This is a genomic window from Bacteroides sp. OM05-12 (assembly GCF_003438995.1).
Classification (GTDB): Bacteria; Bacteroidota; Bacteroidia; order Bacteroidales; family Bacteroidaceae; genus Bacteroides.
Map to the genome: position 1 here is coordinate 97,928 of NZ_QSUN01000004.1, position 19,506 is coordinate 117,433.

Annotated in this window: 18 protein-coding genes and 1 riboswitch; of the genes, 10 read left to right on the top strand and 8 right to left on the bottom strand. The window is 40.7% G+C overall.

Annotation, left to right across the window (positions count from 1 at the left end):
• Positions 1–18 precede the first annotated feature (18 nt).
• Genes DXB63_RS05125 through DXB63_RS05135 form a run of 3 tightly spaced genes read left to right on the top strand, consistent with a single transcriptional unit; the run spans position 19 to position 2,683 of the window.
• A complete protein-coding gene (locus tag DXB63_RS05125; protein WP_122125325.1) occupies positions 19–909 on the top strand; it encodes an ABC transporter ATP-binding protein in 891 nt (296 codons plus the stop codon).
• 12 nt (positions 910–921) lie between these two features.
• Positions 922–1,593: a hypothetical protein gene (locus DXB63_RS05130; RefSeq protein WP_122125326.1), complete on the top strand. Its 672-nt coding sequence runs from the start codon at positions 922–924 to the stop codon at positions 1,591–1,593.
• A gap of 37 nt (positions 1,594–1,630) precedes the next feature.
• On the top strand, positions 1,631–2,683 hold the full coding sequence (locus tag DXB63_RS05135; protein ID WP_122125500.1) for a DUF4857 domain-containing protein: 1,053 nt from the start codon (positions 1,631–1,633) through the stop codon (positions 2,681–2,683).
• Positions 2,684–2,706: 23 nt separating this feature from the next.
• On the opposite strand, the gene DXB63_RS05140 is transcribed toward DXB63_RS05135, so the two are convergent.
• Positions 2,707–3,819 carry an MBL fold metallo-hydrolase gene (locus DXB63_RS05140; protein ID WP_233522795.1) on the bottom strand — a complete coding sequence of 371 codons (1,113 nt, stop codon included), beginning with the start codon at positions 3,817–3,819 and terminating at the stop codon, positions 2,707–2,709.
• Positions 3,820–3,969: 150 nt separating this feature from the next.
• Between DXB63_RS05140 and DXB63_RS05145 the strand changes: the two genes are divergently transcribed.
• From DXB63_RS05145 to rseP, 6 genes are all read left to right on the top strand, one after another.
• Positions 3,970–5,025 carry an HPP family protein gene (locus DXB63_RS05145; protein WP_369869580.1) on the top strand — a complete coding sequence of 352 codons (1,056 nt, stop codon included), beginning with the start codon at positions 3,970–3,972 and terminating at the stop codon, positions 5,023–5,025.
• A gap of 22 nt (positions 5,026–5,047) precedes the next feature.
• Positions 5,048–5,797: a GNAT family N-acetyltransferase gene (locus DXB63_RS05150; protein WP_122125327.1), complete on the top strand. Its 750-nt coding sequence runs from the start codon at positions 5,048–5,050 to the stop codon at positions 5,795–5,797.
• Between the two features lie 54 nt (positions 5,798–5,851).
• A complete protein-coding gene (locus tag DXB63_RS05155) occupies positions 5,852–6,655 on the top strand; it encodes an ABC transporter ATP-binding protein (RefSeq protein WP_122125328.1) in 804 nt (267 codons plus the stop codon).
• Positions 6,656–6,722: 67 nt separating this feature from the next.
• Positions 6,723–7,583 carry a M23 family metallopeptidase gene (locus tag DXB63_RS05160; RefSeq protein ID WP_122125329.1) on the top strand — a complete coding sequence of 287 codons (861 nt, stop codon included), beginning with the start codon at positions 6,723–6,725 and terminating at the stop codon, positions 7,581–7,583.
• 10 nt (positions 7,584–7,593) lie between these two features.
• Positions 7,594–8,745, top strand: a complete 1,152-nt coding sequence (locus DXB63_RS05165) for a 1-deoxy-D-xylulose-5-phosphate reductoisomerase (protein ID WP_122125330.1) — start codon at positions 7,594–7,596, stop codon at positions 8,743–8,745.
• 46 nt (positions 8,746–8,791) lie between these two features.
• Positions 8,792–10,141 carry an RIP metalloprotease RseP gene (gene rseP, locus DXB63_RS05170; RefSeq protein ID WP_122125331.1) on the top strand — a complete coding sequence of 450 codons (1,350 nt, stop codon included), beginning with the start codon at positions 8,792–8,794 and terminating at the stop codon, positions 10,139–10,141.
• A 388-nt stretch (positions 10,142–10,529) separates the two neighbouring features.
• On the opposite strand, the gene nrdG is transcribed toward rseP, so the two are convergent.
• The 7 genes from nrdG to tsaB form a co-directional block, all read right to left on the bottom strand.
• Positions 10,530–10,988, bottom strand: coding sequence for an anaerobic ribonucleoside-triphosphate reductase activating protein (gene nrdG, locus DXB63_RS05175; protein ID WP_122125332.1), 459 nt, complete (start codon positions 10,986–10,988; stop codon positions 10,530–10,532).
• A 1-nt stretch (position 10,989) separates the two neighbouring features.
• The gene (locus DXB63_RS05180) at positions 10,990–13,377 is read right to left on the bottom strand and encodes an anaerobic ribonucleoside triphosphate reductase (protein ID WP_122125333.1); all 2,388 of its coding nucleotides are present in this window, start codon (positions 13,375–13,377) and stop codon (positions 10,990–10,992) included.
• Positions 13,378–13,547: 170 nt separating this feature from the next.
• Positions 13,548–13,732: riboswitch (cobalamin riboswitch) on the bottom strand.
• Between the two features lie 127 nt (positions 13,733–13,859).
• Entirely contained in the window at positions 13,860–14,519 is a 660-nt protein-coding gene (locus tag DXB63_RS05185) for a hemolysin III family protein (RefSeq protein ID WP_122125334.1), read from the bottom strand.
• Complete coding sequence (gene rimM / locus DXB63_RS05190; RefSeq protein ID WP_122125335.1) at positions 14,510–15,055, bottom strand: ribosome maturation factor RimM; 546 nt, start codon at positions 15,053–15,055, stop codon at positions 14,510–14,512. Before rimM ends, DXB63_RS05185 begins: the two co-directional genes overlap by 10 nt.
• 7 nt (positions 15,056–15,062) lie before the next feature.
• On the bottom strand, positions 15,063–16,367 hold the full coding sequence (murA, locus tag DXB63_RS05195) for a UDP-N-acetylglucosamine 1-carboxyvinyltransferase (protein ID WP_122125336.1): 1,305 nt from the start codon (positions 16,365–16,367) through the stop codon (positions 15,063–15,065).
• Between the two features lie 29 nt (positions 16,368–16,396).
• Positions 16,397–17,008, bottom strand: a complete 612-nt coding sequence (locus tag DXB63_RS05200; protein WP_122125337.1) for a DUF4290 domain-containing protein — start codon at positions 17,006–17,008, stop codon at positions 16,397–16,399.
• A 17-nt stretch (positions 17,009–17,025) separates the two neighbouring features.
• Positions 17,026–17,715 carry a tRNA (adenosine(37)-N6)-threonylcarbamoyltransferase complex dimerization subunit type 1 TsaB gene (gene tsaB / locus DXB63_RS05205; protein WP_122125338.1) on the bottom strand — a complete coding sequence of 230 codons (690 nt, stop codon included), beginning with the start codon at positions 17,713–17,715 and terminating at the stop codon, positions 17,026–17,028.
• 309 nt (positions 17,716–18,024) lie between these two features.
• Here tsaB and DXB63_RS05210 point away from each other — a divergent pair, with 309 nt between their 5' ends.
• A complete protein-coding gene (locus DXB63_RS05210) occupies positions 18,025–19,500 on the top strand; it encodes a TolC family protein (RefSeq protein ID WP_122125339.1) in 1,476 nt (491 codons plus the stop codon).
• The last annotated feature ends 6 nt before the right edge of the window (positions 19,501–19,506 follow it).

Here is a 19,506-nt window from a genome sequence, read left to right on the forward strand (position 1 = left end):
ATATAATAGACAAAGATTATGGAACCTATTATAGAATGTAAAAATCTTACCCACTATTATGGGAAAAGACTTATCTACGAAAATCTGAGTTTCAATGTACCGAAAGGGCGCATTCTTGGGCTATTGGGTAAGAACGGAACCGGCAAGACTACAACAATCAATATACTGAGCGGATATCTGAAACCACGTTCCGGAGAGTGTCTTATCTTCGGAGAAAATATTCAGAATATGAATCCGCTGTTGCGCCGGAATATCGGATTACTTATTGAAGGCCATGTACAATATACTTTCATGAATATCACTCAGATAGAAAAGTTTTATTCAGAATTTTATCCTAAATGGAATAAAGATGCTTACTATGAACTGATGAAGAAACTGAAGGTTGCACCGGGACAACGAATCTCACGCATGTCATGCGGACAACGTTCACAAGTGGCTTTAGGATTAATTTTAGCACAAAATCCCGAACTGTTGATTCTGGATGATTTCTCATTGGGACTAGACCCGGGTTACCGCCGTTTATTTATCGAGTACCTACATGATTTCGCCAAATCGGAGAACAAATCCGTTTTTCTGACTTCACATATCATTCAGGATATGGAACGGTTGATAGATGACTGCATTATATTGGATTATGGTAAGATTCTTATCCAACAGCCGGTAAAGGAACTTTTACAAGAGGGTCGCCGCTATACCTTTACCATACCGGAAGGATATGAACTCGACGAAAAGGGATGGCCGGAGTTTTATCATCCGTCCATCATTCGTAACCATGTGGAAACATTCTCTTTCCTTTCACCGGAAGATGTAAAAATAAGATTAAAAGCCCTACAAATACCATACAGTGATTTGCTAAATGAGAAAGTAAATCTGGAAGATGCCTTTATCGGGCTGACCGGAAAATATTAATTAAACGGAATTATGAGACAAGCTATTTTCTATAAAGAATGGATAAAAACACGCTGGTACTTTTTTCTGGCAACACTGATTTCATGGGGATTTGTCAGTTATAGCCTGCTTAAAATCAACCGTGTTATCAACTTTAAAGGTGCAGGGCATCTTTGGGAGGTCATGCTTGAGCGCGACGTTGTATTTATCGACCTGCTTACCTACTTACCACTGATTATCGGAACACTATTTGCTATCGTACAATTCGTACCGGAAACGCAGCAAAGCCGGTTAAAGCTAACTTTACATCTACCTTGCCAACACTATCAGATGATATTCCGGATGCTTCTTTTCGGTATACTCTTATTGACGGGATGTTTTATCAGTAATTATATTATACTTTCCGCATATTTGGAACAGATTATGACAACGGAACTTTTGCGCCGTATCCTACTTACAGCGTTACCGTGGTATATAGCAGGGATTACCTCCTATCTACTTACAGCATGGATATGCCTTGAACCTACGTGGAAACGAAGAATTGTAGATATTCTTGTCACTGCCGGTGTGTTACGCATCTTCTTCCTGTCATCTGTACCCGAAGCATATAACCGCTTCCTACCTATACTTATCGTTTACACATTATTAATATGCCTATTGCCAATGCTTTCCGTTTATCGCTTTAAAACCGGGAAACAGGATTGAAATTATTAAGAACTAATAATAAAGAATTAAAATGAACATAATACGTTTCAGTAAAATATTATTTTATACTACTATTGTGATACTTCTATTTTGGCTTATTCCGTGGAGTTATAACTTCTTTGTAGCCCGTCCTCAAAAAAGTCCTTTCACTCTTTACAGTTCAGTAATCAATGATTTTGCTATTCTGGACAAATCAGACAAGGGTATGATACGTACTGATGCAAAAGGAAACCGCTATACCGAAGCTCAGTTTGACAGTATCTTACCAATGTTCTATTTTCGCCAATTAGTATCGGACGGACGTTTTCCCGATACGCTTAACAACATAGCATTAACACCTAAAAGAATCCAGACCGAGAACTTCATTTTCCGTCTTAATCCGCAAGATGTCAATACGAAAAAGATTCCTCTTTATCCATTACTAGAATCTATGTCAGGACGTGTAGACCTAAAGATGCCGGATGATATGTTCCGTATTACTTCGAAAGAAATACAATTTATTGATATGGCAAGTAATGAGATTGATAACGCCAAAAGCGCATTATATACAGAAGCATTACTGAAAAAAGGATTTCGATTTCCTGCAAACATTATATCGGGAAATCCGACTACGCGCAAAGATTATGACGAAGGCTATCTGCTAACAGATAAGGAAGGACAATTATTCCACTTCAAACAAGTAAAAGGACGTCCTTTCGTACGCAAAATAGATATGCCCAAACATATAAGCATCAAGCATATATTCCTTACTGAATTCAAAAATCGGAAATATCATGCGTTTCTTACAGACTCAGAAAACAAATTGTATGCATTACTGACTAAAAGCTACACCTTTCAATCCATTCCTATAGTATCATTTAACCCGGAAAAAGAACGAATTTCTATTTTCGGTAACCTTTTCGACTGGACAATCAATATCTCCGGTGAATTCAAAAATCAATATTATGCTATTGATGCAAAAGAGTTCAAATTACTAAAGTCCATGGAATATCCCTTGCAAGAAGAAACACTTGCCGAAAAAATCGATAAATGGATGCCTGGCATTTCTTTTATATCATCATTGAACAAAGAAGTATTCCCCACTTTTTAACGTGGATCTTCCTTCATCATTCATTAATCACCTTCCCACCACTTAGTAAAGACTTGGGTGGTGTCTTTTAAATAGATTTTCTCACCCACCATCGGCGTGAGTAAGTTTATGTTTTCTTTTTCCATTATCCGGGAAACATTATTCAATGGTTCATCCCATGTATGCCTACTTAATGCAAACTTAGAATTGTGTACGGTAAGCGTCCGTTTGGCACTTATATCTTTAACGGCTTTCTGCAATTCTTCCGGCAACAAATGAATATACCGCCAATCATTATTATATTGTCCGTTCTCCATGATAGCCAGATCTATCGGCGCAAAAGTCTTGCCAATCTCAGCAAAATGAGTATCATATCCTCCGTCTCCGGCAATGAAAATACGCTGTGTAGGCGTATCCAACATAAAAGCAGCCCATAAAGTATTATTGGGTGACAATCCTCTTCCTGAGAAATGACGGGCAGGCAAGCAGGTTATGCGAAAACCGTTTGACAGTGAAACGCTGTCTTTCCAGTCCATCTCCAGAATACGGTCCTTGTCATATCCCCAATATTCAAAATGTTCACCTACCCCCAGTCCGCAAACTACTTTTCCCACACGATTCTTTATATCTTTCACCGTTCCATAATCCAGATGATCCCAATGATCGTGCGTAATAATCAAATAATCAATATCGGGTATATCATCCGGACTATAAATATCAGTTCCTCTAAAAGGTTTAAACATGAAAGAAACGGGAAACCGATTTGTCAACACCGGGTCAATAAGAAAACGTTTGCCATCCAACTGTATAAAACAGGAAGAATGACCAAACCACACCAATATATCTTCCGTACGGTCCAGATGATGTAAATCCTGTTTCTGCGCAGCAATCGTAGTTTCCGGTTTCAAGCGTACCTTTTTACCAAAGAGGAACTCCCAAAACGTATAAAACTTCCCTTTATCGGATGTTATCTGTTGTGTAGGATGGATATTCTGAAAATGTCCGTCACGAAAATTAGGAGAACGGCTGATACGTTCTAACCGTTCACCACGTGGAGTTCTACCGAAACTGGGATGATTGAGGATTAGTAAAGCAGCAATGCCAAACACTACAATAACCGATATAATAACCGTCAGTACCATATATACTTTTTTCATTTCATTAGTCGTTCTCTTAATTTCTACAACACAAAGATATGGCAAAATCCGCAAAGACGAAACCGGCTAAGAACTATTTGTTAACAAGTAACAAAACCGACAACAAGAAAAATATTATCTTTGCCGGCAAACATAATTCATAATATGTATATGGAAAACCGGAACAATGATTCCAAGATAGAGAACCCCACTAAAATGTTCGGAGACACCAAACAGAGGAAAAGATATATTTATGCTTTATTAATGATACTATTAATGGTAGGAACAGCAGAAATACTGAAAGAAAAAGAAATTATCTTCCCGGAAATGGCAGCTCTGACTATCGGCATGTGGATTGTAGACAAACGGGTATGGCGAATCAAACGTTGGCAAATGCCTGTATTGATGACTATCGGAGCGTACGTCGGAATAAGTATTGTCAGGTTCTCCTCCCTGCCATTGGTCTTTAATTTGATTTTGGCATTCATGTTCGCAGCATTATGCCTGCTGCTTACCCAGTCTTCTTTATTTCCGCTCATATCTGCTTGCATTTTACCGGTTTTATTAAAAACAGAAAGCTGGATTTACCCATTATCTGTTTTCATAATGTCCCTCATCATTGTCTTAATTCAAAAATGGATGGAAGGAAATGATTTAAGAAAAGCTACTGTTTATGAACCTTTGGAACGCAATTGGAAAACCGATGTATTGCGTTGGCTCTCTATATTACTTTCAGTCTTTGTCATCTGTTGCCTGGCAATATATACCTCCAACTTTTATTTCATTATTCCGCCGCTAATTGTTGCTTACGTAGAGTTCGTCAATTCAAAAGCAGGATTCAGGAACCGTCCACTATTGACTATCTTACTGCTAGTGACGGGTGCATTGATCGGAACCCTCTTTCAATTAATAGGTTACTGTTACTTAGGGCTGCCGGAAACTGTTGTCGCACTATTTATATTCATTGTGTTATTTACATTATTCGAATGGCTCGGCAAATTCTTCGCACCGGTAGGAGCGTTGGCATTAATTCCGATGCTTTTGCCACCGGAAACCCTTGTATGGTTACCCCTGCAAGTTGCCATCGGCGCCGGTTTATTCATTGCGACAGGATTGATTTTCTTTCAGCAATGTTACAAATGGTCCCGTCCGCAACTGATTTATTGCCTGATACCACACTACTTGCTGAGTCGAATCTACCATAATAAAAGAAATACGGATAATTGAACATAAACTTATTTTCCCATATATGATAACTGATTTTATTAATCTAACGACAGAGAACCTCACCGATGAGCATTTATGCTGCATTATCCGCAGTAAGAAAATCCATCAAGGCATAGAGGCGAAACGACAATGGCTTTCCGACCGGCTAAAGGAAGGTCATGTCTTTAGAAAGTTAAATGCAAAAGCTACGGTCTTTATCGAATATGCTCCTCTCGAAACAGCTTGGGTTCCCATAACCGGCAACAATTATTATTATCTTTATTGTCTATGGGTCACCGGTAGTTACAAAGGAAAAGGATATGGGAAATTACTGATGGAGTATTGTTTGGCTGACGCCAAAGAGAAAGGCAAGTCCGGCGTTTGTATGCTTGGAGCGAAAAAGCAAAAATCATGGCTTTCCGATCAGTCTTTTGCTAAGAAATTCGGTTTTGAGGTTGTCGACACCACTGACAACGGATACGAATTACTGGCACTTTCCTTTGATGGAACAACTCCAAAATTTACAGAGAATGCGAAAGGACAAAGTATTGCAAGCAAGGTATTGACCATTTACTACGATATGCAATGCCCTTATATCCATCAAAATGTAGACATGATAAGACAGTATTGCAGTACGCATGAGATTCCGGTGGATTTCATAAAGGTAGATACATTGCACAAAGCAAAGGAGTTACCCTGTGTATTCAATAACTGGGGTGTATTCTATAAAGGAAAATTCGAAACAGTGAATCTGCTGGATGCCGCCTATATAGAAAGAATACTGAAAAAATAAGATTATACTTAAATTCTCCCGCTTTTCGGGAGCTTTCATTATCTTTGCCACATCATGTCAGAAGAGCTTATCATACGAACCCATGAGCTGACTATCGGCTACCAGCGGAAGAAGGCTTCATATCCTGTACAGACAGCACTGAATCTGAATGTTTACAGGGGAGAATTGGTCTGCTTAATCGGTCCTAACGGATGTGGTAAATCGACTTTACTCCGCAGTATTTCGGGGCTGCAACCATCATTAAGAGGTGATATCTATATTGAAGACTTACCCCTGCAAAAACAGTCTCTTAAAGAAAAAGCCAAACTTATCGCTTTAGTATTGACGGATAAGGTAGAAATCAATAACCTGACGGTTTACGAGCTTATTTCAATGGGACGCAATCCATATACCGACTGGCTTGGCACTCTAAGCGAAGAAGATAAAGAGAAAGTACGGACGGCAATCGGACAAGTACATCTAGAGGGTTACGAAAATCGTTTTCTGAATGAATTGTCAGACGGAGAACGCCAGCGTGCCATGATAGCCAAAGCACTTGTACAAGACACTCCCGTGATACTTCTGGACGAACCGACAGCTCACCTCGATCTGCCCAACCGTGTAGAAATCATGATTTTACTTCGTACATTGGCGAATGAAACCAACAAAGCCGTCATTCTTTCCACGCATGAATTGGATCTTGCCTTGCAAGCTGGCGACAAACTTTGGCTGATGTCTCCAAAACAGGGAGGAATCATTATCGGAACACCGGAAGAACTCATTCATAACAATAGTATTCAAACCGTTTTTGCCAATCACTCTTTTTCTTTTGCAGGAGATAACGGGAGTATACGCATCAATTTCGCATCCAATCGTTAAAATGAATAAAGAAAGAGAGCTTACCTTGCGTTAATTTCTTACATTTGTAGCTCGTTACGTGCAAATTATGGCAAAAAAGAAACGGAATAAAGCTTTCTGGAATAACATAAAGTTTAAATATAAGCTTACTATCATCAATGAAAATACGCTGGAAGAAGTGGCGGGAATCCGTGTATCCAAACTAAACGGGCTTTCGGTTCTCCTTACAGTTATTACCGTTATTTTCGTTATTGCCGCTACCATTATCGCCTTTACTCCACTCCGCAACTACCTGCCGGGATATATGAACAGTGAAGTACGTGCCCAGATTGTAGATAACGCACTGAAAGTAGATTCGTTACAACAATTGGTAGAGAGGCAGAATCTGTATATCATGAACATTCAGGATATATTCAGCGGAAAGATTAAGGTAGATACGGTACAATCCATTGATTCATTGACCAATATGCGTGCAGACTCATTAATGGAACGCACACAACGGGAGGAAGAGTTCCGCCGTCAATACGAAGAAACGGAAAAATATAACCTGACTTCCATCGCTGAAGATAAAGGAGTGGACGGACTTATTTTCCATCGTCCGACCAGAGGAATGCTCACGTCGCATTTTGACCCCAATAGCCGTCATTACGGTGTAGACATCGCAGCGACTCCGAATGAAAGCGTATTGGCAGCACTTGACGGAACTGTCATTTTAAGCACTTATACCGCAGAAACCGGATATTTGATAGAGGTGCAACACGGACAAGATTTTATTACTGTATATAAACATTGCGGTTCACTCTTGAAGAAAGAAGGAGACGAGGTAAAAGGCGGCGAAGCGATTGCGCTGGTAGGGAATACCGGCACATTAACAACAGGACCGCATCTGCACTTTGAACTCTGGCGCAAAGGACGTGCCGTGAACCCCGAAAAATACATTGTATTCTGAGAGAAAGACTATGAAGAAGAAACAAATCGCAATATTAGGTTCTACGGGCTCTATCGGCACACAGGCTTTGGAAGTCATTGCCGAGCATCCGGATTTATATGAGGTGTATGCACTCACTGCAAACAACCGGGTAGAACTTCTGATAAAACAAGCTCTGAAATTTCAACCGGAAGTAGTAGTCATAGCCAACGAAAGCAAATACACACAACTGAAAGAGGCGTTGGAAAACCAACCGATCAAAGTATATGCCGGAGCAGAAGCACTGGCACAAGTGGTCGAAGCCCAACCGATAGATATAGTTTTGACGGCAATGGTGGGATATGCCGGTTTGAAACCTACGATCAGTGCCATACGTGCCCGCAAAACCATCGCTTTGGCAAATAAGGAGACACTGGTTGTAGCCGGAAAGCTGATAAATGAATTAGCTCAACAATATAAAACCCCTATCCTACCGGTAGATTCCGAACATTCTGCTGTATTTCAATGTTTAGCAGGAGAAATCGGTAATCCGATTGAAAAGGTTATCCTTACAGCATCGGGCGGACCTTTCCGGACTTGTACGCTGGAGCAATTGGCTTACGTGACAAAAACGGAAGCCTTAAAGCATCCGAACTGGGAAATGGGAGCTAAGATAACAATAGACTCCGCATCGATGATGAACAAAGGGTTTGAAGTTATCGAAGCAAAATGGTTGTTCGGTGTGCAGCCTCAGCAAATAGAAGTGGTGGTACACCCGCAATCGGTTATTCACTCCATGGTGCAATTTGAGGACGGGGCTATCAAAGCCCAACTGGGAATGCCGGATATGCGTTTGCCGATACAGTATGCTTTTTCTTATCCGGATCGCATTCAATCGTCATTCGAGCGCCTGGACTTTACCAAGTGCACCGACCTGACCTTTGAGCAACCCGATACAAAACGTTTTCGTAATCTGGCACTGGCATACGAAGCCTTGCATCAAGCAGGTAATATGCCATGTATCGTCAATGCCGCCAATGAGGTGGTGGTTGCAGCATTTCTGCATGACGAAGTGGGATTCTTGGAAATGAGCGATATTATTGAAAAGACAATGAACAAGGTTGCTTATATAGAGCATCCTACCTATGATGATTACGTAGCGACAGATGCCGAAGCAAGGCGTGTGGCGCAATTATTAATATAAACGAAAATTATAATAAGTAGAAACATAAAAACAACAGTTTAATAGAATGGAAACATTTTTAATTCGTGCCCTACAGTTGATAATGAGCCTTTCATTATTGGTCATTATTCACGAAGGAGGACACTTTCTTTTTGCCCGTCTGTTCAAAATTCGAGTAGAAAAGTTTTGCTTGTTCTTTGACCCTTGGTTTACTTTATTCAAGTTCAAGCCAAAGAAAAGCGAGACAGAATATGCCGTAGGATGGTTGCCTCTGGGAGGTTATGTAAAAATAGCGGGAATGATTGACGAGTCAATGGATACCGAACAAATGAAACAACCGGCGCAGCCGTGGGAGTTTCGTTCAAAACCGGCAGGTCAGCGTCTGATGGTAATGATCGGCGGTGTACTGTTCAACTTCCTCTTAGCTTTGTTTATCTATTCCATGATTCTTTTCAAGTGGGGCGACTCTTATGTACCTTTGGAAAACATGACTTACGGAATGGAATTCAGCGAACGCGCGCAGAAAATCGGTTTCCAAGACGGTGACATCCTTTTATCCGCCGACGGAAAGAAATTGGAACGCTTCAATATGGATATGCTCCGCAATATTATTGAAGCCAATGAAGTAACCGTTCTCCGTGATGGCAAGGAGGTTACGGTATATGTTCCGGAAATGAGTTTACTGGAGATAACCAAAGATGCCGAACCTTTTGTCACTTACCGGCTTCCAAACCTGATAGATTCCGTTATCCCTAACCGTCCTGCTGCTTTAGCAGGATTACAAAAAGGCGATGAAGTGCTTGCGGTAAACGGTAAACCGGTTACCTCTTGGGGACAGTTCACCGGAACCCTTCGCAAACTGCAAGAACAAACAGGAAATGCCGACGGCACGGATATGCGTCAAATCACGCTGATCTATTCCCGTGACGGAATAGTGGATACACTTTCATTAGCCACAGATTCTGCCTATATGATAGGTGTAGCCCCCAAGACTCCAAGTCAGATCTATAAGCCTATCGATATTAATTACAGTTTCTTCGGTTCATTCCCTGCGGGAATAATGCTGGGAGTAAACACACTGAAAGGCTACGTCAGCGATATGAAATATGTCTTCACCAAAGAAGGTGCCAACAGTCTGGGAGGTTTCGGAACAATCGGAAGTATTTTCCCAAAGACATGGGATTGGTACCGCTTCTGGTCCATGACGGCATTTTTATCCATCATTCTTGCTTTCATGAACATCCTGCCTATCCCGGCTTTAGACGGAGGACACGTTTTATTCCTTATTTACGAGATGGTTACCCGTCGCAAACCCAGCGATAAGTTCATGGAATATGCACAAATGACGGGAATGGTTATCCTCTTCGGTTTGCTTCTCTGGGCAAACTTCAATGACATAATGAGGTTCATCTTTTAAAGGTACGGTCGATTGATTACAAACGATAGGAGTTTGCAATCAATCGACCGTACCTTTGTCAACAAACGACCTGATGTCTTTTTTCAATCAACCCTATGTTTGAAAAAAACATCGAGGTGTTTGTAAAAAACATCAAGATCGTTTTTATAAACCTCATGAATTCCGATTATCCTCATTCTTCTTTCATCCTTCAGTTCTACATATCACGACTGGCTATCAGTTCGTTATCCTGAATGTTCTCTTAAAAGAAGTTTCAGGCAAAAGAGATGCTTATTTATGCCTGACAACCGGCTGAAGGATTCCATCTTTCAGGATAATCAACTATATATCAATATAATGCAAGGAATCTGAAGGATGAATGATAGGGAAAGAAACTGCATAATGCTGCCTATTTAATCCTTATAATCCGCTGATTACTGCTCCCTCTAAACTCCAGATAGGGAGAATATAAATCCTTCTCAAATTTACCATCCACCAATACATTTATATAAGGGAGAATTGCCGCCAATTCCGGACGAGACTGAAGTTCTTCATACGTATATCCGGTATAACACCAGATGTTTTGCCCGGTACTCTCTTTTATACGTTTTACCAATGCAAGAAACTCTTCCGGATGAAAGAACGGATCTCCGCCGGAAAAAGTAACTCCATCCAATAACGGATTACCGTTTATCTCACCAATAATGTTTGCAATCATATCTTCCGTCAAAGGTATTCCGGCAGATGGATTCCAGCTCTCCGGATTATGACAACCTTTACAGTGATGAGCACACCCCGCCAGATAGATGGAGTAGCGTATGCCTTCTCCATCTACAATCGTTTCGGGATATGTGTATAACAAGTTCATCTTAATGATGCTTCACACGATCTTTTTCTTCCGCCCGTTTCGCAGAGTTCCACGAGCTTAAATCTCCCGTCAGATAACCGGTGATGCGGCGCATACGAAGTATATTTTCACTTTGGCAAACCGGACACTTATCGTAGATGACACCTTTATAACCGCAAGCGTTACAAGTATCTACCGGATGATTGATAGAGCCATAGCCAATACCTTCATCATGCATCACTTTCACAATCTTCGCTATCGCTTTTACATTCTTCTGCGCTTCACCGTCAAGCTCCACATAGGTAATATGACCGCCACGCGTAACGGCATGGAAGGGAGCTTCACGTTTTATCTTTTCTACCATACCGATAGGCTCTTTTACATCTACATGGAAAGAGTTTACATAATAATCATTGTCGGTGACACCCGGTATTATTCCGTACTTGCGGCGATCCATCCGTGTAAAACGTCCGGACAAACCCTCTGCCGGAGTTGCCAGAACCGAGTAATTCAGATTATATTTCGCTTTATATTCATCTACCACCTTATTTATCTCTTGCACCGCTTCATAAAGTGTATCCCAAGCTTTGGAGCTATGTCCATGTCCCTCTCCATATAATGCCATCATCGCATTATGACCGCCGATAAAGCCGATGCCCAACGTACCGCTACGGAGCACATCGCCCACTTCTTCATTCGGGTCGATACCGGCACCGCCTTTCCAAACATCATTCCCCATCATGAACGGGAACTGACGCGCAAGAGCAGTACGCTGATACTGATAACGGGCATAAAGCTGTTCGGCAATAAGCCCGGCCATTTCATGTACGGAAGCAAGAAACAACTCTTTCGCCTTTTGCTCGATAGCATCTTTCTTGGTATTCTCTACCAAATTCTCTGCTTTGATACGTGCTTCAATAGCCAAACGAGGCATATTCATCGTTGTAAACGACAGGTTTCCACGTCCCAAAGAACTTTTTTCTCCCGCCACATTCTCAAACACGCGTGTACGGCAACCCATCGTAGCCAATTCATACTTATAACGATGCGGATCATCCGCTTTCCATTTCTCATTCTGATTGAACGGAGTATCAAGGAACATGAAATTAGGGAATAACGCTTTGGCAGTGGTGCGACAAGCCTTCAAGAACAGATCAAAGTTCGGAGTGGAAAACGTCATCTTTCCTTCCATAGCCGCATCAAAATCCTCCATTGCTTTCTTATAGTCTTCTTCCGAATAAGAAACGCCATCCTTTATCTTAAAGATTTGAATCGGGAAGACCGGAACTTCACCACGGCTGCCAAGCCCTTCAATAGTGGCTTTCAGCAATTCTTCCATTACCATGCGACCTTCTGCCGAAGTGTCCGTTCCATAATTAATCGAACTAAAAACCACCTGATTACCTCCACGGGAGTGCATTGTATTTAAGTTATGGATAAATCCTTCCATCGCTTGATGTGTATCCCTGCGGGTAAGTTGCCGGGCTTTCTTTATAACTTTCTGGATTTCGGCCTTCTCGATATGAATGCGTAAAGTGACCAAAGCCATCCGCAATGTTTCCACTTCACGTTCTTCCGGTTCAACAGAGGTCAGGTGTTCTTTTACCAACGTCTTTATCGCTTTCTCATCACAATCTTTATCTTCCATACTAAAATAGAAGCAAAGTAATCCCGCCAAATGTTTTTGAAAAGATTTACGCACACCTTTCGCCATAAAGAAATCAAATGCAGGAATAGACTGGCCGCCATGCTGCTCATTCTGATTGGTCTGGAAGATAATTGTAGCCAAAGTAGCATAACTTTGTATAGATTGGGGCGTACGGATACTGCCGTTCTTTGTACGAAAACCGCGTTCAAACAAATCCTCCAAATCATACTGGATACAAGTCGTAGTCTTTGTCGGATAATAATCCAAGTCATGTATATGTATGTCACCCAACTGGTGAGCTTCGGCAAAACGTTTCGGCAAAAGGTATTTATAAGTGTAATCCTTCGTTACTTCCGAAGCGAAAGTCATCATCTGCCCTGCCGGAGTATGACTGGACATATTAGCATTACTAAGATTGACATCGTTCTTGTCTATCGCAACAATGCCATCCATGATATGTTTTATCTGTGTTTTCTTATCACGCTCGGTATTACGCCATTCACGATAGATGATATATTTTTTCGCAACTTCCGGACGTACTTTCATCAGTTCACGCTCTACTAAATCCTGAATCTCTTCTACGGATATGGTAGGTTTGGTGAAATTTCCGATAACGCGCATGGTTATATCCGCTATAAGTTTCTCTTCATCCGTGATTCCGGTAGCATTGAATGCCTTGGTTACGGCATTTTTAATCTTACTAATGGAGAAGTCCTCTTTTTTCCCATCTCTTTTAATGATACAAATCTCGGCGTAATTCATAATCCTATATTATTTAAGTAAAACGATCTATTGCTCCCGGTTGAACAATTTGGAAAACTTAGTGATAATAAATTCGGGGAAAGTGAGCGGACTATTTCAACGTGAACAGTATCCGAATACTTCACGTTTATAACACTTACTTTTGCTTTAACTCCCGAAAGCCCTAAGATATTCATTTGTTCTTCACTGGCAGGTCTTCTGACTTATCTTTCCCTCACAACGCCTTCCCACAAGTGTTTGCAGTGGCTTAATGTCTGAGTTCTACAAGAATCACAGCAGCGGGTACTGTTATCGGTTTTCACGATATTCCCTCTTCCTGAAGATTAGCTTCAGTACCAATGACCGATGCAAATATAACAGATATTCGGATAACTTGTTCCACTTTTAAAGAAAAAAAGTTTTCCTTTTTGGAAAACTTTCAATTACTATTTTCAAAAAACATTATCCGTTTCGGGATAGAATAAGCCCTAAAGCCAGTAAATTCAGGCAATCAGAAGTGCTTCATAAATAGCTATTACATGACAAATACTGCCACCCAGACAAAAGAGGTGAAACACCGAATGCATATACTTCACATTTTTGAAAGAATAAAACAGTGCACCTATTATATAAGAGGCTCCTCCTGCAATAATCCACCAAACAATATCCATATGTCCAGATGGCTCGACAACACTCATCAGCGGTTTAAAAGCTATCAATATGCAAGCGCCCATCGCAACAAAGCAAATTGTCTCAAGATTACTATGCTCTTTCAATCGGGTAAAGCTCAAAAGAAATCCCACAGCAGCACAAAGCCATACGAATATGAACAAGCCCCATCCCCAAGCACCGGAGTTACGCAATAAAACAAGTGTTATCGGCGAATAAGTCCCGGCAATATGCAGGTAAATGGCAGCATGATCGAACTTGCGCAGTAGCGCCTTTCTTTCAGGATGGTGTATGCAAGAGTGATACCAGGTAGAACTAACATAAGAGGCAAGCATACCAAATAAATAAAGCGGCACAGAACCTATAGCCCACGAGTTACCACTTTGTATGGCTACATTCATTAAAACAAATCCGGCTACAATACCAAATATAATCCCCACTCCATGTGAAACCGAGTTGGCAACTTCTTCGCCTAGTGTATAGTTTATTGACATTCTTCTATTTCATCCAGATTCAACAAACCGTCGGGTAGCTGAACCGTCATTAATCTTTTCTTTTCATCCATTTTCAGGATAAATTCTTCTTGGGCAGGAACAAGCAATTCCTTGCCGTTATGATCTATTACGAATAAAGTATTAATAGTGGAGTCATCAACATCGGTTATCAGTCCCAATTCCCCATGCCTTATCTCTTCTACCTTAAAACCCACGAAAAACTCCCATGCCAACTGTCGGTGTTCGTCATCCACTTCCTCAACAAACTTCACAGGAAAATAGACTTCCACATTGGTAAACATACGGGCTTTCTCCGCCGTATCCACTCCTTCCAGCTTAACAAGCGCGGTTGTATCCGAGCGAAAACGGTATTCTTCTATAAAAAAAGGAACGAAAATCCCATCAAGCCGACAAATCAAATAATCACAATCCACACGGTCGAAAATATCATCGGTAAAAGTAAAAGACACCTCTCCCTGTACACCATGCGGTTTATTGAAAACACCTATTTTATATACTTCTTCTGTTTTTATCATTAGCCTATCAAATACGTGTAATACGTGCTCCTATCGCATTCAAACGTTGTTCAATGTTCTGATATCCCCGGTCTATCTGCTCAATATTATGAATACGGCTTGTTCCGTCGGCACTCAAGGCAGCAATCAGCAATGCAATTCCTGCACGTATATCCGGTGATACCATATTACCTCCACGCAGGGTAAAACCATGATTATGACCAATAACCACAGCACGGTGCGGATCACAAAGTATAATCTGCGCACCCATATCTATCAGTTTATCCACAAAGAACAAGCGGCTTTCAAACATCTTCTGATGAATCAAGACACTACCCTTTGCCTGTGTAGCTACTACCAGCATCACACTAAGCAAATCCGGTGTCAATCCCGGCCAGGGAGCATCCGCAATCGTCATAATAGAGCCGTCGATAAATGACTCTATCTGATAACTATCCTGCGCAGGTACATATATATCATCTCCTTGTTGCTCCAAACGAATACCCAGACGACGGAAACTTTCCGGAATAATGCCCAGATTATCATAAGACACATTCTTGATAGTAAGTTCGCTGCCGGTCATAGCCGCCATACCTATAAAACTACCTACTTCAATCATATCGGGCAACACGGTATGCACAGTGCCTCCCAGACTTTCCACTCCCTCAATGGTTATCAAATTAGAAGCAATTCCGCTAATCTTCGCCCCCATACGGTTCAGCATCTTGCAAAGCTGTTGCAAGTATGGTTCACAAGCTGCATTATAGATCGTAGTCTTACCTTTGGCAAGTACGGCAGCCATCACTATATTTGCCGTACCTGTTACAGAAGCCTCATCCAATAGCATATAAGCTCCATTCAATTCATCGGCAACTATTTCATAGACCTCTCTTTCCGAATTATACTTAAAATCGGCTCCTAAATTCTGTATACCCACGAAGTGAGTATCCAAACGACGACGACCTATTTTATCTCCTCCCGGTTTGGAAATCATCGCTTTACCAAAACGTGCAACCATTGGACCGATCAACATTACCGATCCGCGTAAACTGGAACATTTCTTCAAGAACTCATCACTCTCTAAATACGCCAAATCCACGTTCTCAGCTTTGAAACTATAGGAATCCACTCCCATTTTGGAAACAGTGACACCCATATCACGCATCAGCTGAATGAGATTATTTACATCGAGAATATCCGGAACATTATTCACAATCACCTCTTCGGCAGTAAGCAATGTAGCACAAATAATCTGCAAGACTTCGTTTTTCGCACCCTGCGGATAAATATCCCCATGCAACTTGTGCCCTCCTTCGATTATAAATGAAGCCATATTTCGTAGTATTAGCGATTAAAGACTGATTAATTATTTTTCGTATATCTTCTATTATTGTTATTCATAGCCGGACGAGCCTTGCGTGGAACAAACGTGCGTTGCTCCATCAACTTTATATCATCCTCATTCAGTTCAATGTTACCCTTGGAATACTCTCTCAAATCATCAAAAATCTTACGGTCATCTACAATATCCTTATTCCAAGTCATAAAACTTTTCTTCATGTGGTTGGCAACCAAACTTATCAGCTGCTTCTTTTCCTCTCCTTCCGGATATTCCGCAGCTTTAGTAATCAGTTTTTCCAATGTACGTCCATAATGACGATAACGTATTCCTCCTTTCGGATAGGGCAAAGAGTCCGGTTTCGTATACAAATTATCCTTTTTTATAATCTCATAAGGGTAATCTATATCCAACTTGAAATCTGCCATAATAGCCAGATGATCCCATAGCTTATGCTTAAAATCAGGTACATCACGCAAATGGGGAAACATATTTCCCATAATATTAATAATTGTATTTGCACAACGTTGACGTTCGGCACGGTCTTCGATTGTTAAGGCATAATCTACCATATTTTGAATACTCCGGCCATATTCGGGAAGAGGTAACCTCCTTTGTTGAGTGTTATATTCCATTCTATATTATATATGTATTACAATAATTTCTTAGGTTTAGACGCAACGAACTCTTTCAAATAGAAAGGTTCAAAGTAAGCAACATCTTTAAAATCTTGTTTTGCCACGCATTTTTCGGCAAGCGGGAACATCATTCGAGCAAGAGGCTCTATATTTTCAATGAAATGAGCATTCGGGTGTGTTATCTTATCACGACACTTCAATGCTCCGTCACCGAAGAAATAAACAGGATGTTCCTCCAAAAAGTTCAAATAAGAACTTTCATCCACAATATCAGCCGCAATCTCACGCTTCACATTCAACGCACGGTCATATATAGCAGAATATACTTCCATACGTCGAGCATCAATCATCGGACAAAGCAAAACATCTTCCGGCAACTCATGATAAAGAAGCACAGGCACACAAAGAACTTCCAACGTAGGCAAACCTATCAAGGGTATATTCCGTCCATAGCAAACTCCTTTTGCCATAGACACTCCAATACGCAATCCGGTATAAGAACCCGGCCCACAACTGACAGCAACCGCATCAAGCATCATCGCATGACTATCCACAAACGATAATGCTTCGTCCACAAATACTCCCAGAGAGACTGCATGTGAAGGTCCGTTGTGATCTTCCTTCGAAAAGATTGATAATCCGTCTTCACTAACAGAAACGGAACATACCGATGTAGAAGTTTCAATATGTAATATACACGACATAATTGTTTTCCTTTTATAATTGTGCAAATTTACACTTTTCTTGGGAGATTTACCGGTCTTCTAAAGAAAAAGTTGAAATAGTCCGTATAAATATAATTCAAGTCAACGATAGTTTTCCGTCTATTGCTTTAGATATTCTTTCAAAAAAATATTTAAATCATTTTGTGGATTCATAGATTCACTCTACATTTGCATCGTTGCATGTGCAATTATTGTGTATGCACATTATAAAAACAGACGTGCATTAAATCAAACTATGTAATAAATGCACATAAAATAAAGTATTACCTTTATAATGTATAAGATACGATGAGAAAATTATTCGGTTTAGTGTTTTTAATGAGTATGTCTATTTCATTGAATTCGCAGAATGTTTTATCGTTAGATAGTTGTCGAGCATTGGCTATTTCAAATAACAAAGATTTGCAAATAGCAGGCGAGAAAATCAATGCGGCACACTACCAAAAGAAAGCTGCATTTACCAACTATTTTCCGGAAATTTCTGCGATGGGAAGTTATATGAGAAATCAAAAAGAATTCTCATTATTGAACGATGATCAGAAAAGCGGACTCAGCAATATGGGAACCGCCGTTCAAACCCAATTACAGAATGGAATACAAGGAGTAATGCAAGGCAATCCTTCCTTAGCTCAGAACCCTATTTTTATGCAAATGGTCGGAGCTTTAACTTCTATCGACCTGGTTAATCCGCTCAATGCGGCAGGTACATCTATCGTAGATGCATTCCGCACGGATACACGTAATGTATACGCAGGAGCGATTACTTTAACGCAACCTCTATATATGGGAGGTAAAATCAGAGCTTACAATAAGATAACCAAATATGCAGAAGAATTGGCAAGAACGCAGCACAATTCCGGTATGCAGGAAGTTATACTTAATACCGATCAGGCTTATTGGCAAGTTGTATCTTTAGCCAACAAAAAGAATCTGGCGGAAGGATACTTAAAGTTACTTCAAAAGCTAGACAGTGATATTGATAAAATGATAGCAGAAGGTGTGGCAACAAAAGCCGACGGATTATCCGTAAAAGTCAAGGTAAACGAAGCTGAAATGACTTTAACGAAAGTAGAAGACGGTTTGAGTTTAGCAAGAATGTTATTATGCCAGTTATGCGGGATTGATTTAACAACACCCATCCGGCTTGCAGATGAAACACTGGAAGATTTACCGGTGCAAAGCACGAACCCTGATATTGATATGGATATGGCTTTCAGTAATCGCCCGGAATTAAAAAGTCTGGAGTTAGCCGGTAACATTTACGACCAAAAAGTAAATGTAGTTCGGTCTGAACATCTCCCGTCACTCGCACTAATGGGAAATTATATTGTAACTAATCCCTCTGTATTCAATAGTTTCGAAAATAAATTCAAGGGGATGTGGAATGTCGGAGTTATGCTCAAAATCCCTATTTGCCACTGGGGAGAAGGCGTTTACAAAGTAAAAGCTGCCAAAGCCGAAGCACGTATTGCCCGCTACCAGTTAGACGATGCTAAAGAAAAGATAGAATTACAGGTCAATCAGTCGGCTTTCAAAGTAAATGAAGCGTCCAAGAAACTCGCAATGGCAGAGAAAAATATGGAAAAAGCAAACGAGAATCTGCGTTACGCAACTTTAGGATTTGAAGAAGGAGTCATTCCGCCCAGTAATGTATTAGAAGCGCATACGGCATGGCTTTCCGCACAATCAGAAAAAATCGATGCGCAGATTGATGTAAAACTGACAGAAGTATACTTGCAGAAAGCATTGGGTACACTGCAATAATAATCT

Excerpts from the sequence above, each read along its gene's own strand:
- DXB63_RS05185 (WP_122125334.1), bottom strand. The coding sequence starts at position 14,519 with ATGTCAATAAACTATACACTAGGCGAAGAAGTTGCCAACTCGGTTTCA.
- DXB63_RS05140 (WP_233522795.1), bottom strand. The coding sequence starts at position 3,819 with ATGAAAAAAGTATATATGGTACTGACGGTTATTATATCGGTTATTGTA.
- DXB63_RS05155 (WP_122125328.1), top strand. The coding sequence starts at position 5,852 with ATGTCAGAAGAGCTTATCATACGAACCCATGAGCTGACTATCGGCTAC.
- DXB63_RS05130 (WP_122125326.1), top strand. The coding sequence starts at position 922 with ATGAGACAAGCTATTTTCTATAAAGAATGGATAAAAACACGCTGGTAC.
- nrdG (WP_122125332.1), bottom strand. The coding sequence starts at position 10,988 with ATGAACTTGTTATACACATATCCCGAAACGATTGTAGATGGAGAAGGC.
- rimM (WP_122125335.1), bottom strand. The coding sequence starts at position 15,055 with ATGATAAAAACAGAAGAAGTATATAAAATAGGTGTTTTCAATAAACCG.
- DXB63_RS05180 (WP_122125333.1), bottom strand. The coding sequence starts at position 13,377 with ATGAATTACGCCGAGATTTGTATCATTAAAAGAGATGGGAAAAAAGAG.
- DXB63_RS05165 (WP_122125330.1), top strand. The coding sequence starts at position 7,594 with ATGAAGAAGAAACAAATCGCAATATTAGGTTCTACGGGCTCTATCGGC.
- DXB63_RS05200 (WP_122125337.1), bottom strand. The coding sequence starts at position 17,008 with ATGGAATATAACACTCAACAAAGGAGGTTACCTCTTCCCGAATATGGC.
- DXB63_RS05160 (WP_122125329.1), top strand. The coding sequence starts at position 6,723 with ATGGCAAAAAAGAAACGGAATAAAGCTTTCTGGAATAACATAAAGTTT.
- murA (WP_122125336.1), bottom strand. The coding sequence starts at position 16,367 with ATGGCTTCATTTATAATCGAAGGAGGGCACAAGTTGCATGGGGATATT.
- DXB63_RS05210 (WP_122125339.1), top strand. The coding sequence starts at position 18,025 with ATGAGAAAATTATTCGGTTTAGTGTTTTTAATGAGTATGTCTATTTCA.
- DXB63_RS05125 (WP_122125325.1), top strand. The coding sequence starts at position 19 with ATGGAACCTATTATAGAATGTAAAAATCTTACCCACTATTATGGGAAA.
- DXB63_RS05145 (WP_369869580.1), top strand. The coding sequence starts at position 3,970 with ATGGAAAACCGGAACAATGATTCCAAGATAGAGAACCCCACTAAAATG.
- tsaB (WP_122125338.1), bottom strand. The coding sequence starts at position 17,715 with ATGTCGTGTATATTACATATTGAAACTTCTACATCGGTATGTTCCGTT.
- DXB63_RS05150 (WP_122125327.1), top strand. The coding sequence starts at position 5,048 with ATGATAACTGATTTTATTAATCTAACGACAGAGAACCTCACCGATGAG.
- rseP (WP_122125331.1), top strand. The coding sequence starts at position 8,792 with ATGGAAACATTTTTAATTCGTGCCCTACAGTTGATAATGAGCCTTTCA.